Genomic DNA, 13,570 nt, shown 5'->3' on the forward strand with positions numbered 1-13,570 from the left:
ATGGATACTGATCAGAATATCTGCATGGACGAATCCGTTCGTCCTTCCTCGCTTGATGACTTTATCGGTCAGGAGGAATTGCGCCAAAATTTGAAAGTATACATTCAAGCTGCAAAAACGCGTGGTCAGGCAATGGACCACACCATGTTTTACGGCAACCCCGGGCTGGGTAAGACAACGTTATCCCAGATTATGGCTGAAGAGCTTGGAGTGAACATAGTTTCCACTTCAGGACCTGTTCTCGAACGGAGTGGTGATCTGGCAGCCATTTTGACGAACTTGGGTCGTAATGACATTTTATTTGTTGATGAAATTCATCGGATGCCTATCAGCGTTGAGGAAGTGTTGTATCCGGCAATGGAAGACTTTAAGCTCGATCTTGTCATCGGTCAGGGACCTGGAGCCCGGACTGTAAAGATTGACTTGGAACCCTTCACTCTGGTAGGAGCCACAACCCGCATCGGATTATTATCATCACCGCTACGTGATCGTTTCGGTGTGATCTGTCGGTTAGAATTTTATACTCCGCAAGAACTCGCAACCATTGTTACCCGTACTGCACGTATCTTAGGCGTAGACATAGCATCAGACGGCGCGTTGGAAATAGGCCGCCGTTCTCGTGGTACGCCTCGTATTGCCAATAGACTTCTGCGTCGAGTGCGTGACTTTGCAACGGTACAGGGAAACAGAACTGTTGATGCAGATCTTGCAAGTAGCGCATTAAAGATGATGGATGTTGACGAGAGCGGATTGGATCAGATGGACAGAAAGTTGCTGAGTGTTCTTATTGAACATTATGGTGGCGGCCCTGTAGGTGCTAAGACTCTCGCAGTGGCTTGTTCTGAAGATGTAAAAACAATTGAAGATATTTATGAGCCGTATCTTATTCAGTGCGGTTTTATTAAGCGCACGCACCGTGGTCGTGTTGCTACGGCCAAAGCATATCGTCATTTGAATTTTCTGGCATAAGGCCGCGCCAATAAAACATAACCTAGGAGGAAATATGCCTCAGAAAACATGCAGGGTAGAACTTGTTGCTTCAACGCCAGATCCAATGGCTGTTATTTATGCAGCATTCAGACAGTGCTACCATGCAGGCTTTGTGGGTGATATGCATACCAAGCTTGTGGACGGGGAGATCTCTGCAGAAAAACAAGCTGCGTTCATCCGTAAGGTTATGGAGTCCGGTCATGCCAGTCCCATTGAACATGTGTCGTTTACTTTTGCGATAGAAGGTGTCTCGCGTGCTTTAACTCACCAGCTTGTGCGCCATCGTATTGCGTCTTTTTCTCAGCAGAGCCAGCGATATGTTGATGGAAGTAACTTCGATTACATCCTGCCACCTGCTTTTGCAAAAATCCCAGAGGCAAAAGCTCGCTTTGAAAAATTTTTAGAAGAAGTCGGTGATGCGTATCAGGATTTGAAAAAAATTCTCGAAGATAACGGGCGAGGTGCGAAAGCAAAGGAAGATGCCCGCTTTGTGTTGCCGCAAGCTGCAGAATCAAAAATTGTTGTCACTATGAACTGTCGAAGCCTCATTAATTTCTTTGAACACCGTTGTTGCACCCGTGCCCAATGGGAAATTAGAGCGATGGCAGATCAAATGCTGAAAATTTGTCGTGATGCGTTGCCGTGTGTCTTTGAAGATGCAGGTGCTCGCTGCGAGAAGTTGAAGTACTGCCCTGAAGGTGAGAAGTTCACCTGCGGTCGTTATCCGCTTCCATAACTAATCGGTTCACATCACGTGTAACTGCCTATATTGGCTAGTTGTATATTTGCTATTTACAATGTGGGCACAAAATTTACAAAACCGCGAAAGCTTGTTTTTTATAACAAGTTGTTAAATTTATTGTTTCGGTTTGTCTAAACCGTGTGAGTCGAGTGATATTGTGGCTTCCACATATTTTTTTACAAAAAGGCTAGAATAAAAAGTGCGTCAGATGATTGCCTTTTTCGATTATTAGCCTTAAAAGGCGAATTCTTCAGTTTTCGACAGTACTAATTGTTGAAAACTTTTCCACAGTGTTGTGGAAACTATAAAGTCTTCCGCGTCAACGCTTGTTGTCCGTGAGTCAAATAATTCTTCTGAAAATAGTGTTTTATTAAAAAAGATAGATAAATCGAGACATTGTTAAACTTAGCCAGATGATAGTGCCTGTGTAGAGACTAACAGGTATCACTGGTTTAACTCGAATTGCGGAATAGCATGAAAGAACGTAGGAACATCCCCATGATTGATATTTGGGGCCAAATCCGAGAAATTCTACAAGAAAGCCTTAATCCCGGCATTTTCAAAGTATGGATTTCACCACTACAGGCTGAAGTCGATGGCACTGCTATCCGACTGACAGCTTCCAATGATTTCGTGGCATCATGGGTGCGTGAGCGTCTTGTGAACGATATTGCGGAAGCAGCCACGTCTGTTATGAGTGAACGTCCAACTATTACTGTTGTAGCGGGTGCCGTTAAAGCTGTTGTAAAGCCGAAAGCTCAAGCTCAAACCGCTGCGCCTAAGCCTACACGTGCGCCTGAACCGCAGAGCGCATCTGCTCCTGTACTTTTTGGTGCTGATAACAGAAGGGTTGTACAACAGCAGCTTCCTGTTCAGCACACCTTGGTTTCTAAAGCCATTGACTGGCGATTTGATTTCGACAGCTTTGTAGTGGGACCAAGCAACGATCTTGCTTTTGCCGCATCACAAGGTATTACACGTGATTCTCTTTCTTGCAGCACACTCTTTTTGAGTTCCGCTCCGGGGCTTGGTAAAACACACCTCATGCAGGCGGTGGGTGGTCAGCTCTGTAAGCATAGCAATCGCGTTAATCCAAAAGTTGAATATCTCACCGCTGAAGAATTTGCTACCGGTCTAGTAACTTCTTTGAAGCATCGTGATACAGAACGGTTTAAGTCCCGCTATCGTGATGTTGATTTGTTGTTGCTCGAAGATGTTCACTTTCTTCAGGGTAAAGAACGCATGCAGGATGAAGTTCTTGCAACTATAAAATCTTTGCAGTCCCGCGGGTCCCGCGTAGTGCTGTCCAGTTCTTTTGCTCCACGTGACTTGAAGGATATTGATAATCAGCTTGTTTCCCGTTTCTGCTCTGGATTTCTTGCTGACATAGAAAAGCCGGATTTTGAAACCCGACGCAATATTCTTTGCAAAAAGGCTCGTCTTTATCAGGTAGATTTGCCAGAAAACGTGACTGATTTGCTTGCAGAAAACATTCATTCGGATGTACGTCAGATTGAGAGCTGCTTACACAACCTCATTCTGAAAGCACGTATCCTTAATGAACGAATTTCTATGGACATGGCTTGGGACGTCATAGGACATTACGCATCCCGTGAAGTCGTCATGAACATGGACTCCATTGTACGTTGTGTCTGTAGCTGTTTTGATCTTTCATATGATCAGCTTAACTCACGCAGCCGTAAGCGTGAGCTGGTAACAGCGCGCAACACCGTCTTCTATCTTGCTCGTAAGCATACTGATCTTTCTTTAAAGCAGATCGGTTTGCAGTTTAACCGTCGCCACTCAACAGTGTTGAAGGGTATTACTAATCTTGAACGGGAAATGAGCCGTAGCACACCGACAGGTCGTCAGGTGTCTAACACAGTGAAGATGATTGAAAAAAATGGACGAATTTCCGCCCTCTGAGAATAATCGGGGGACGTAATCTTGTTAGTGATAAGGCGCGTACCGCTCGATGCGGCACGCGCCTTATTTGTTTTTCAGGTGGGTACACGTTAAAGTGCCTTGCTTTACATCCCCATTGGCAATTGTACGTTCCTGATAGCAGAACTAGCGGGTTGGTAGAGGAAGAAAAGCTTTGCTTTTTAACAAAAATGTAATAGCTCTGCTTTGAGCAAGTTATTGTATTGTTAGTTTGGAGGAAATATGCACGAGAATAAAGCATATAAAGAAATTGCTCCCCGATTGCTTGGTCTTCGCGAAGCAGTGGATATGACGGTAGAAGAGCTTTCCGAAAAAATTGGAGTGAAGCCTGAAACCGTAAAGTTATATGAAGAGGGCGACACAGAAATTCCTGTCAGCTATCTGAAAGATGTAGCAACAGCCTGTGGTGTAGACCTTACGTCTCTTATCACAGGTCAGGAAGGCCACCTTCATGACTACACTCTTGTACGCAAGGGTGAAGGGCTCAGTGTTGAGCGCCGTGTTGACTATGACTATTTCAACCTCGCCGCACGGTTTACTAATAAAAAAATGGAACCGTTCCTTGTAACTGTTCCTGCAAAAGATTTAAACGAGCTTACTTGGAACGAGCATAGCGGGCAGGAATTCATTTATCTGCTTGAAGGCAAGTTGGAAGTATGGCTCGATCAGACACGCCATAAGCTGGAAGCCGGTGATTCTATCTACTTTGATTCACGCATTCCTCATGCCTTGCGTGGTCTAGACGGTGATTCAGCAACCTTTCTTGACGTGATTAGCTAGTCTCCTTCCGGTGCAGTAATTGAACTGCTGCACCCCGCAAGTGCTGAAGCACGCCGGAAGGGGACATGACACAGGGGATGTTGTCAAAAAGTTAGTACGTTAATACCGCTGTAGGCGGTGAATGGTGTCCCTAAGTGGGATAAGGATAGAGTGATGAAAAAGTTTTCCAGTTCCAGCTATGAAGAGTTTGTACACGAGTTTTCCCTAAGTGTTCCTGATAACTTCAACTTTGCATTTGATGTATTGGATCCCATTGCAAATGAGGAACCTGAGCGTCTTGCTATGGTGCATGTTGATGATGCAGGTTCGCGTAAAGATTACTCCTTTGCATGGTTTCAGGAACAATCCGCAAAACTTGCTGGTGCCTTAGAAACGCAGGGCCTCAAAAAGGGCGACAGAGTAATGCTTATTCTGTACCGCCGTGTTGAGTTCTGGGTTTCTATGCTTGCTTGCCATAGACTTGGGCTTGTACCAGTTCCGTCTCCCTCACAGTTGACTGTAAAAGATATTGATTTTCGTGTCCGCCGTGCCAATATTCGCGGTATGATTGTTGAAGATTCTGTGGCGGAACGTGTTGAAGCTGCGCGTGCTACCTGTCCATCTCTCACCTGTCTTGTGCAGGCCGGTGGTGACTCAGTAGTAGATGGCTGGCATGCCTATGATGAACTTGTTGAATCCGGTCCGTCTGAGTTTTCTCGTCCACAGGAGCCGGAACGTAATGCAGGTGGCAATGACCCGCTGCTCATTTTCTTCTCATCCGGTACAACCGGTATGCCGAAGATGGTTGAACATCTGCACACTTACCCATTGGGGCATTACGTAACTGGTGCTTACTGGCACGACTTGGAGCCGGGTGATCTTCACCTGACATTAGCTGATACAGGTTGGGGTAAAGCTGTATGGGGCAAATTTTACGGACAATGGATGGCAGGAGCCGCCGTGTTCGTATGGGATTTCCGTGGTAAGTTTGAGCCTGAAGAATTGCTTAAGCAGTTGGCAGAGCATAAAATAACCACCTTCTGCGCACCTCCGACCGTATATCGTTTCCTTATTCGACAGGATCTTGCCAAGTACGATTTGTCATCACTTCGTCATTGCACAACTGCAGGTGAATTGTTGAATGACAGCGTATTCCGCGAGTGGCAGAAAATGACCGGATTGCCAATTTATGAAGGGTACGGGCAAACAGAAACGACTCTGCAAATCCTTACTCTCCCTTGCATGGAAGCAAAACCGGGTTCCATCGGAAGACCTGCACCGGGCTGGGATGTTGTCTTGATGGATGCTGAAGGCAACGCCTGTAATCCGGGGCAGGAAGGTGAAATCTGTGTAAGAACTTCTGAAGGTGCTCCAGTCGGTTTATTCGCCGGCTACCTTGAAGATCCAGAAAAAACTGCGTCTGTAATGTTTGACGGCTACTACCACACTGGTGATAAAGCATGGATGGACGAAGACGGCTATTTCTGGTTTTTAGGTCGAGTGGATGACCTGATTAAATCATCAGGTTACCGAATCGGACCATTTGAAGTTGAATCAGCGCTAGTTGCGCATCCGGCTGTTGTCGAAGCAGCAGTGACCGGTGTGCCGGACAATCTGCGAGGCCAGCTGGTAAAAGCAACGATTGTGTTGGCCCCAGACTATACTGAGTCCGACGAACTGACAAAAGAGTTGCAGAACTATGTAAAAAAAGTCACTGCACCGTATAAATATCCGCGTATTATTAACTACGTAACGGAACTACCGAAGACTATCTCCGGAAAAATCCGACGAGTTGAAATTCGTGAGCAGGACGCTAAAGTTGACTAACTATAAGCTAGCCTGAGATAAAATAAAACGCTCCCTGAAGAAATTCAGGGAGCGTTTTATTTTATGCTAAGAATTTTGTTAGCCAGCGGTGCTGGTTATTAACTGATGTCTTTCATGCTGAGCGAAATTCGTTTGCGTGGTGCATCAACTTCAAGCACTTTTACGGTAACTTTTTGTTGCACACGTACGACTTCAGAAGGATCGCTTATGTAGCGGTCTGCCAGTTGTGAAATGTGGACAAGCCCATCCTGATGTACTCCGACGTCTACAAACGCACCGAATTTGGTCACGTTTGTTACGATTCCCGGCAGTATCATTCCTTCGTAAAGATCAGAAATTTTGTGCACATCTGCAAATTTAAATTCAGTAAACTCTTCTCGCGGGTCGCGTCCGGGGCGTGCGAGTTCTCGCATAATGTCATTGAGAGTCGGCAGACCAATTGTTTCTGTGACATAGTTTTGCAGTTGAACTTTAGATTTGAGATCAGATTTTCCGATAAGATCAGGAAGGCTTGAGGCCAAATCTTTCGCAATTTGTTCGACAACTTTGTACGATTCAGGGTGCACTGCAGATGCGTCTAACGGGTTTTTGGCGTCATGGATTCGCAAGAAACCGGCGCATTGCTGGTATGCTTTAGGGCCAAGTCGGGCAACTTTGAGAAGCTCTTTTCGGGATTTGAATGCACCATTTTCAGTACGATAGTTAACTATGTTCTGTGCCAAAACTGCACCGAGACCTGATACATGTGTGAGCAGTTCTTTGCTGGCTGTGTTCAGCTCTACGCCGACGCTGTTCACGCAGGAAGCAACAACATCGTCCAGTGCTTTTTTCAATTCTGTTTGGTTTACGTCATGCTGGTACTGCCCGACGCCAATGGATTTGGGATCAATTTTCACCAGTTCGGCAAGTGGATCCATGAGGCGACGGCCAATTGAGACTGCGCCTCGTACCGTAATGTCTTCATTGGGAAATTCTTCGCGGGCAACAGCGGATGCGGAATACACCGACGCCCCCGATTCATTGACCATATTGATAGTGACATCAGGAATATTCAGACTTCGGACAAAGGTTTCGGTCTCGCGTGAAGCTGTTCCGTTACCGATGGCAATAGTTTCAATGTTGAATTTTTTTACAAGTGTCCGTACACGTTCACCTGCCTGAGCTTCTTTTCCAGCACCTGACGTCGGATAGATAGTTTCGTTGTGTAGCAGATCCCCGTGCTCGGAAAGGCATACAAGCTTTGCTCCTGTACGGAAGCCCGGATCAAGAGCAAGTACACGCTTTTGCCCCAGTGGAGCTCCAAGCAGCAGCTCACGAAGGTTTGAGGCGAAAACAGATATTGCCTCAATGTCTGCACGAGTCTTCAATTCACTACGGATGTCATTTTCAAGAGAAGGAGCCAGCAGGCGTTTGTAGGCATCTTCACATGCAAGTTTCATTTGTTTGCCGCAGTCGTTGCGGGAGGCCACAAAATGATTAGTGAGGGCTGTTATCGCCAGCCCTTCGTCGGGTCTGATAGAAAGGCTTAATAAACCTTCCTGTTCTCCACGGAACATGGCTAGCAGACGATGACCCGGTGCTTTTGCAATGGGTTCTTCCCAATTGAGATAGTCCTTGTAGGTAGCAGCTTCATCTTCGCTTTTACCGCGAGCCAGTTTTGATGAGCATATACCTTTTACGGTAAAGATCTTGCGGAAGACGGTACGCGTGGGGGTGTCTTCACTAATACGCTCTGCTATGATGTCTCGTGCGCCTTTTAGGGCTGCTTCAGCGTCCGGAACATCTTTTTCTTCAGAAATATAGGCAGAAACAAGTGAGGCCAGCTTACAGTTGTCCTGTTCAAAAATAAGGTTTGCGAGAGGTTCCAGACCTCTTTCGCGTGCAGTCTGTGCTCTGGTTCGACGCTTTGGCTTATACGGCAGGTAAATATCTTCAAGCTCGGAGAGTGTGCCAGCTTTCTGTAACGCGTTCGAGAGTTCGCCTGTAAGCTGGTCACGTTCTGTAAGCGCTGATATGATGGATTCTCTACGCTTGTTGAGCGCTGTCAGCACGTCGTATTTGTCACGAATGTCTGCAATGGCAACTTCGTCTAGAGAGCCGGTAGCCTCTTTTCTATAGCGGGCAATAAAGGGAACTGTTGCACCTTCTGCTAATAAATTTAGTACGGAGGCAACGTTTTTTTCGATAAGCCCAAGCTCTTGAGCGATAATTTTTTGTGAGTTTGTCATTATAAATAATGCTCTCTTTCTTGTGTATGGTATGTTAGTTGTTACTTACACTATGTCAAAGCCGCATTGCCCATGTGGGAAAGGAGGAAGTTATGACGTTTACGTACAAAGATTTGCCATTAGTACTTCGTGAAACTGAGTTACTGACCCTTAAAGATGGCACGCAGTTGCGTTTTGAGTCAAATGGCGGAGCACAGGAAGTCTTCGTTAATGATGAATGGACTTCACGGGCATCTCTTTTTCAAGGGATGGATCACGAGTTGAAGACTACAGAGGAACAAGTTTATCTTATGTCGGAACCAGATGGGCTCCGAGTAGAACTGAAGTAGCTTGATAAGACAAGTGCGAAATCGTGTTCCGTTGTAGTGGTACACTGCAACAAAATGAAAGACCAAATTCTGAGTGGAATTTGGTCTTTTTTTTTAGACTACTGACTCGATTTAATACGAGATATCATATTAAAAAAAGTAGCTGTACAAGGACAGGGCAAAGATTGTGCTAGTGTAGCTGCTCTTTCCGAGCGCCCAAAGCAGTTCGAAGATAACCGCCAAGGAAGTTTCCAACTTCATCAGTGGCGCTGGATTTTACTCCGAGGTCTGTCAAATCTTTTGCGATTTGTACTTCCATGCGCTCTGATTCCATAAACATAAGGTATACGAGTGCGATGGTTGCATTGCTTTCTTCAGTGTTGTCACACATGTCGGCAAGCTGGTCTGTCTTAACTGTTTGCAGCATACGGTCTGCAAACATTTCAGCCCATTTTCTATAAATATTTTCCGGCAATGTTGGAATGTGTTGAGCAATCTCAGCAGAAGCATCTTTTTCAATATTAGGAAGAGTTACGTCCATAAATTCCCTAAGAGCCTCGGCGCGGCTGCTTATGGAGTTGTCAATGCGGCACATAACAGTTGCAATCAAATGGTCACGTATTGCAAGAATATCCATTTCAAATCCCTTTGTTTCTGGCGAAAAGACATAAAGGCATTTCCTAAAAATGCGCGTTCAACGTACAGAATTGTGGCTGTCGGGGCAATAGGAAGGCGAAAGAAAGATGCTGCACGGCAGTGAGTGGTAACTATAGCCACGCGTCATGGGATTAGAAAGAATCGTTTGTGTAGTGAAAAAACGCTGTCGAATAGTCAGCGGCGTATATATAAGTTAGCCCCTGTCCAGATATTCTAAACAGGGGCCTCGGGCTTTTTCCAAAGAGGATGTATGCTATTTATTTATAAAGCGGCTTGCGCTGCTTTGATCGCAGCTTCGTAATCCGGTTCATCGGTTACTTCCGGAACGATTTGGGAGTAAACAATCTTTTGGTCACGGTTGATGACGAATACTGAACGGGCGAGGAGACGCAGTTCTTTAATCGCAACGCCATACGCGAGGCCAAGTGAAAGGTCTTTGTGGTCAGATAGTACTTCAACAGATTCAATTCCTGAAGCACCGCACCAGCGAGCCTGTGCAAACGGAAGGTCTGTAGATACTGTCAGCACTTTAATATCTTCATGAAGATCTGCTGCTTCTTGATTGAAACGACGGGCTTCAACGTCGCATACTGGAGTATCAAGAGAAGGAACAGTTACCAGAAGAATTACTTTTCCTGTGTAATCTGCAAGGGTTTTTGGTGCTAATTCTGTAGTGAGCACGGAGAAGTCAGGTGCAGAATCGCCAACTTCAATTGGTGACCCTTGAAGTGTAAGGCCGTTTCCTTGGAAAGTGATGATACCAGAACGTTCAGACATAAGAATTCTCCTGACAATAAAGTTCATATTATAGCCCTGTTGGGCTGTTTTTGCGTTTGTTGAGTTTGTTCTACATAAAAAAAGAGATAATGGGAATAGTTATTATTAAGAAAATGTGTTTTTTATTCTTCAAAACTTTAAGTGGTCATCACTCGTTATACAGAAAAGGCTGCTGCTTTCACTTATTTTATTTGTAAGGCCAGGTGCATCGTTTTATCCAATCTCGTTATAAAAAAGGTCATGCAATAAAAAACTACATCTAATAGTTGGAAAAAACTAACTGCACGGATAGGATTACGGGTGAATTTTTGTAGAATAAGGAGAAGCGTCCATGACTAAAGTGGAAAAGCCCGATGTGCTTGTAATCGGTTCAGGACCAGCGGGGGGAGCTGTTGCGCGCATCTGTTCAGCCAAAGGTAAGCAGGTAGTGGTGGCTGATTATCAGCCTTTTGGTGGAACGTGTCCGCTGCGAGGATGTGAGCCTAAAAAATTTCTTTTTGATGTAACAAACGTAGCACTTCGCCGTAAACATATGACTGAAAGAGGATTGCACGGCTGTATTGCTGTTGATTGGAATAAGATGATGACAGCAATGGCAGAAATGCGCGATCCCATCCCCTCACTTGTGGAGCAATTCTACGAAAAGCAAGGTATCACAGGGGTTCATGGCAAGGCAAAATTTCTTTCTCCTGATACTGTTGTCATTAACAGAAAAAAGTATCAGCCGGAGAACATTGTTATAGCAACCGGAGCAACTCCTCGCGCTGTTGATTTCGAAGGGCACGAGTTAATGATATCTACTGATGAATTTTTTGAGATGAAAGAGCTTCCACCGCGTATAGTGTTCGTCGGTGGTGGGTTTATTGCGTTTGAGTTGGCACATATTGCTGCTATCGCTGGTTCGCAGGTAGATATTGTACTGCGAAGTGACCGTTTTTTACGACGATTTGATTCTTCTCTTGTGGATTGCATGCTTGAAGCAAGCCGGGATTTGGGGATACGGCTTCATACCATGATGCCCCCTAATTCTCTTAAACAAGAAGGTAATGATCTGATATTGAGCGCAGGAGAAGATGATATCGGTTTTAGGGCTGACTGTGTTGTGCTGGCGGCTGGACGGGTTGCGCATGTTGAAGAATTGGACCCAAAAAAAGGTCAGTTGGAGTTGAATAAAAAGGGTGGAATTTCCGTTAATGAGTTTATGCAAAGCACTACAAACTCACGCGTCTACGCAGCGGGTGATGTCGTTGGGAATAGCATGGAATTAACGCCGGTAGCATCAATGGAAGGTCTCGTGGTTGCTAGCAATATCCTCAATGGTAATAATGAAAACCCAGACTATTCCGTAGTACCGTATACGCTTTTTACACATCCGCCGCTAAGCTCTGTAGGCTTGCGTGAGGAAGAAATCAAAGCGAATAATATCCCGTACAAAGTTTTTGAAGGCAGTGCATCCGGATGGTCAGAATATCGCAGACTTGGTGAACAGTATCCTTCATATAAGATAGTCGTCTCCCGGACTGATGACACCATCCTCGGAGCAACTATTAACGGGCATAACTCTGAGGAGATAATTAACATCTTCGCCTTCGCTATGCGGACAAAAACAACTGTGGCTGAGTTGAACAAATGGCTCTGGGCGTATCCATCTTTCGGGTACACAATCAGGTATATGCTTAAATAGGTTGTGTCTGCGACGCTAACTAGTCGTTACTCAGAGAGCAAGAGCAAGAGAGGGCGGATAACGACGGTGTAGAAGCGCTGTAGACAAAAGTGAAAGAAAAAGAAAAGGCCGGAAAAACCGGCCTTTTTTTTAGAGAATTTGTTCAAGGAATTGCTTGAGTCGAGGATGCTTAGGGTTTGTGAAGAATTCTTCAGGCGTTCCCTGTTCGATGATTTCACCGTGATCCATAAATACAAGCCGATCTGCCACTTCACGTGCAAAACCCATTTCATGAGTTACGCAGACCATGGTCATGCCTTCTTTGGCAAGGTTTGTCATAACGTCGAGTACTTCGCCGATCATTTCAGGGTCGAGTGCAGAAGTAGGCTCATCGAAGAGCATTATTTTCGGATTCATGGCAAGGGCTCGAGCGATAGCAACGCGCTGCTGTTGACCACCGGACAACTTGGAAGGGAACACATGTGCCTTGTCAGATATACCAACTTTTTTAAGCAGTTCCAGAGAGATGGCCTCTGCTTCATTTTTTGGCATTTTTTTAAGGCGCATTGGAGCCATTGTCAGGTTACCCAGCACTGTTTTATGCGGGAACAGGTTAAAGCTCTGGAATACCATGCCCAGCTCTTGACGTACGGCGTTGATATTGCAATCCGGTGCAGTAATATCCTGACCGTCAACTATGATGTGGCCTTTGTTTATTTTTTCAAGGCGGTTGATGGAGCGTAGTAATGTTGATTTACCAGAACCAGATGGCCCGAGGATAACGACTTTTTCACCTGAAGCAATGTTCAGGCTTACATCATTAAGCGCTGTGAGCTGTCCAAAAAACTTGTAGACGTTTTCTACTTGGATGATTGGATTAGTCGTCATAGTAATTCAGCTTGTTTTCCATGATGCTTACTCCTTTTGAAAGAAGGAGAGTAATTATCAGGTAGATGAGAGCTACCATAAGGTAACATTCGAAATAGTTAAAAGTAACGGACGCATATTCTCTGCCTCTGCGCAGTAATTCGGAAACCGCGAGGATTGAGACAAGTGAGGAGTCTTTGAGCAAGGCAATGAATTCGTTGCCGACAGGTGGAAGAATAGTTCTCCAAGCCTGTGGAAGAATAACCATAAACATAGTCTCTGTCTTGTTAAAGCCAAGAGAACGCGCTGCCTCAGTCTGTCCACAATCTACCGCATCAATACCCGCACGGAATACTTCACCCATGTAAGCACCATAACATACGGACATGGCAATGATTGCAGCGGTGAGGTCTGGTAATTGAACAAATTCACCAATTGCATAATAGATGAAAAATAGTTGAACCAGAAGTGGAATACCGCGAATAATTTCTACATAGGTTGAGGCAATAAGGTTGATAATTTTATTTTCGGACAGTCTTCCCATGCCGGTTGCAAGCCCGATGGGAATAGTGAGCAGAATAGCACTGACTGTCACTTCAAAGGTAACCAGAATTCCATCTGGTAAAAATTTGAGAATATCCAGATATGGATCCGGATTTTTTACACAAAGGTAAATGATGGAACTAATCGCAAAAATAAGCGAAATGCTCCAGGCTGTAATAATGCTTTTGTCTTTGCCGGATGGAATAAGCATGCCGTCTGTAACGGCAATGCGTACTTCTTTTTTTTCTACGCTCATAATTGGTAT

12 protein-coding genes are annotated in these 13,570 nt (G+C 45.1%); 7 read left to right on the forward strand and 5 right to left on the reverse strand.

Features of this window, described 5'->3' with window-relative positions; all coding sequences use genetic code 11:
* From ruvB to F461_RS0110780, 5 genes are all read left to right on the forward strand, one after another.
* Positions 1-969 carry a Holliday junction branch migration DNA helicase RuvB gene (ruvB, locus tag F461_RS0110760; protein ID WP_020001166.1) on the forward strand — a complete coding sequence of 323 codons (969 nt, stop codon included), beginning with the start codon at positions 1-3 and terminating at the stop codon, positions 967-969.
* Positions 970-1,003: 34 nt separating this feature from the next.
* Positions 1,004-1,726 carry an FAD-dependent thymidylate synthase gene (gene thyX / locus F461_RS0110765; protein ID WP_020001167.1) on the forward strand — a complete coding sequence of 241 codons (723 nt, stop codon included), beginning with the start codon at positions 1,004-1,006 and terminating at the stop codon, positions 1,724-1,726.
* A gap of 504 nt (positions 1,727-2,230) precedes the next feature.
* Entirely contained in the window at positions 2,231-3,658 is a 1,428-nt protein-coding gene (gene dnaA, locus F461_RS0110770) for a chromosomal replication initiator protein DnaA (protein WP_020001168.1), read from the forward strand.
* 240 nt (positions 3,659-3,898) lie between these two features.
* Positions 3,899-4,456 carry a helix-turn-helix domain-containing protein gene (locus F461_RS0110775; protein ID WP_020001169.1) on the forward strand — a complete coding sequence of 186 codons (558 nt, stop codon included), beginning with the start codon at positions 3,899-3,901 and terminating at the stop codon, positions 4,454-4,456.
* Positions 4,457-4,609: 153 nt separating this feature from the next.
* On the forward strand, positions 4,610-6,262 hold the full coding sequence (locus tag F461_RS0110780; protein ID WP_020001170.1) for an AMP-binding protein: 1,653 nt from the start codon (positions 4,610-4,612) through the stop codon (positions 6,260-6,262).
* 98 nt (positions 6,263-6,360) lie between these two features.
* Here the strand turns inward: F461_RS0110780 and F461_RS0110785 are convergent, their stop codons facing one another.
* Positions 6,361-8,490 carry a Tex family protein gene (locus F461_RS0110785; protein WP_020001171.1) on the reverse strand — a complete coding sequence of 710 codons (2,130 nt, stop codon included), beginning with the start codon at positions 8,488-8,490 and terminating at the stop codon, positions 6,361-6,363.
* 92 nt (positions 8,491-8,582) lie between these two features.
* Between F461_RS0110785 and F461_RS17715 the strand changes: the two genes are divergently transcribed.
* Complete coding sequence (locus F461_RS17715; RefSeq protein ID WP_020001172.1) at positions 8,583-8,819, forward strand: hypothetical protein; 237 nt, start codon at positions 8,583-8,585, stop codon at positions 8,817-8,819.
* A gap of 169 nt (positions 8,820-8,988) precedes the next feature.
* Here the strand turns inward: F461_RS17715 and F461_RS0110795 are convergent, their stop codons facing one another.
* Both F461_RS0110795 and tpx read right to left on the reverse strand, forming a co-directional pair.
* Positions 8,989-9,435, reverse strand: a complete 447-nt coding sequence (locus F461_RS0110795; protein WP_020001173.1) for a hypothetical protein — start codon at positions 9,433-9,435, stop codon at positions 8,989-8,991.
* Positions 9,436-9,716: 281 nt separating this feature from the next.
* The gene (tpx, locus tag F461_RS0110800) at positions 9,717-10,232 is read right to left on the reverse strand and encodes a thiol peroxidase (protein WP_020001174.1); all 516 of its coding nucleotides are present in this window, start codon (positions 10,230-10,232) and stop codon (positions 9,717-9,719) included.
* Positions 10,233-10,563: 331 nt separating this feature from the next.
* Between tpx and F461_RS0110805 the strand changes: the two genes are divergently transcribed.
* Positions 10,564-11,916, forward strand: a complete 1,353-nt coding sequence (locus F461_RS0110805) for a dihydrolipoyl dehydrogenase family protein (RefSeq protein ID WP_020001175.1) — start codon at positions 10,564-10,566, stop codon at positions 11,914-11,916.
* Between the two features lie 129 nt (positions 11,917-12,045).
* On the opposite strand, the gene F461_RS0110810 is transcribed toward F461_RS0110805, so the two are convergent.
* Together F461_RS0110810 and F461_RS0110815 are read right to left on the reverse strand one after the other, a co-directional pair.
* Positions 12,046-12,783 carry an amino acid ABC transporter ATP-binding protein gene (locus tag F461_RS0110810; RefSeq protein ID WP_020001176.1) on the reverse strand — a complete coding sequence of 246 codons (738 nt, stop codon included), beginning with the start codon at positions 12,781-12,783 and terminating at the stop codon, positions 12,046-12,048.
* Positions 12,773-13,561, reverse strand: coding sequence for an amino acid ABC transporter permease (locus F461_RS0110815; protein ID WP_020001177.1), 789 nt, complete (start codon positions 13,559-13,561; stop codon positions 12,773-12,775). The genes F461_RS0110810 and F461_RS0110815 overlap by 11 nt, the downstream gene beginning before the upstream one ends.
* Positions 13,562-13,570 lie beyond the last annotated feature (9 nt).

It is taken from the genome of Halodesulfovibrio aestuarii DSM 17919 = ATCC 29578 (genome assembly GCF_000384815.1).
Classification (GTDB): Bacteria; Desulfobacterota; Desulfovibrionia; order Desulfovibrionales; family Desulfovibrionaceae; genus Halodesulfovibrio; species Halodesulfovibrio aestuarii.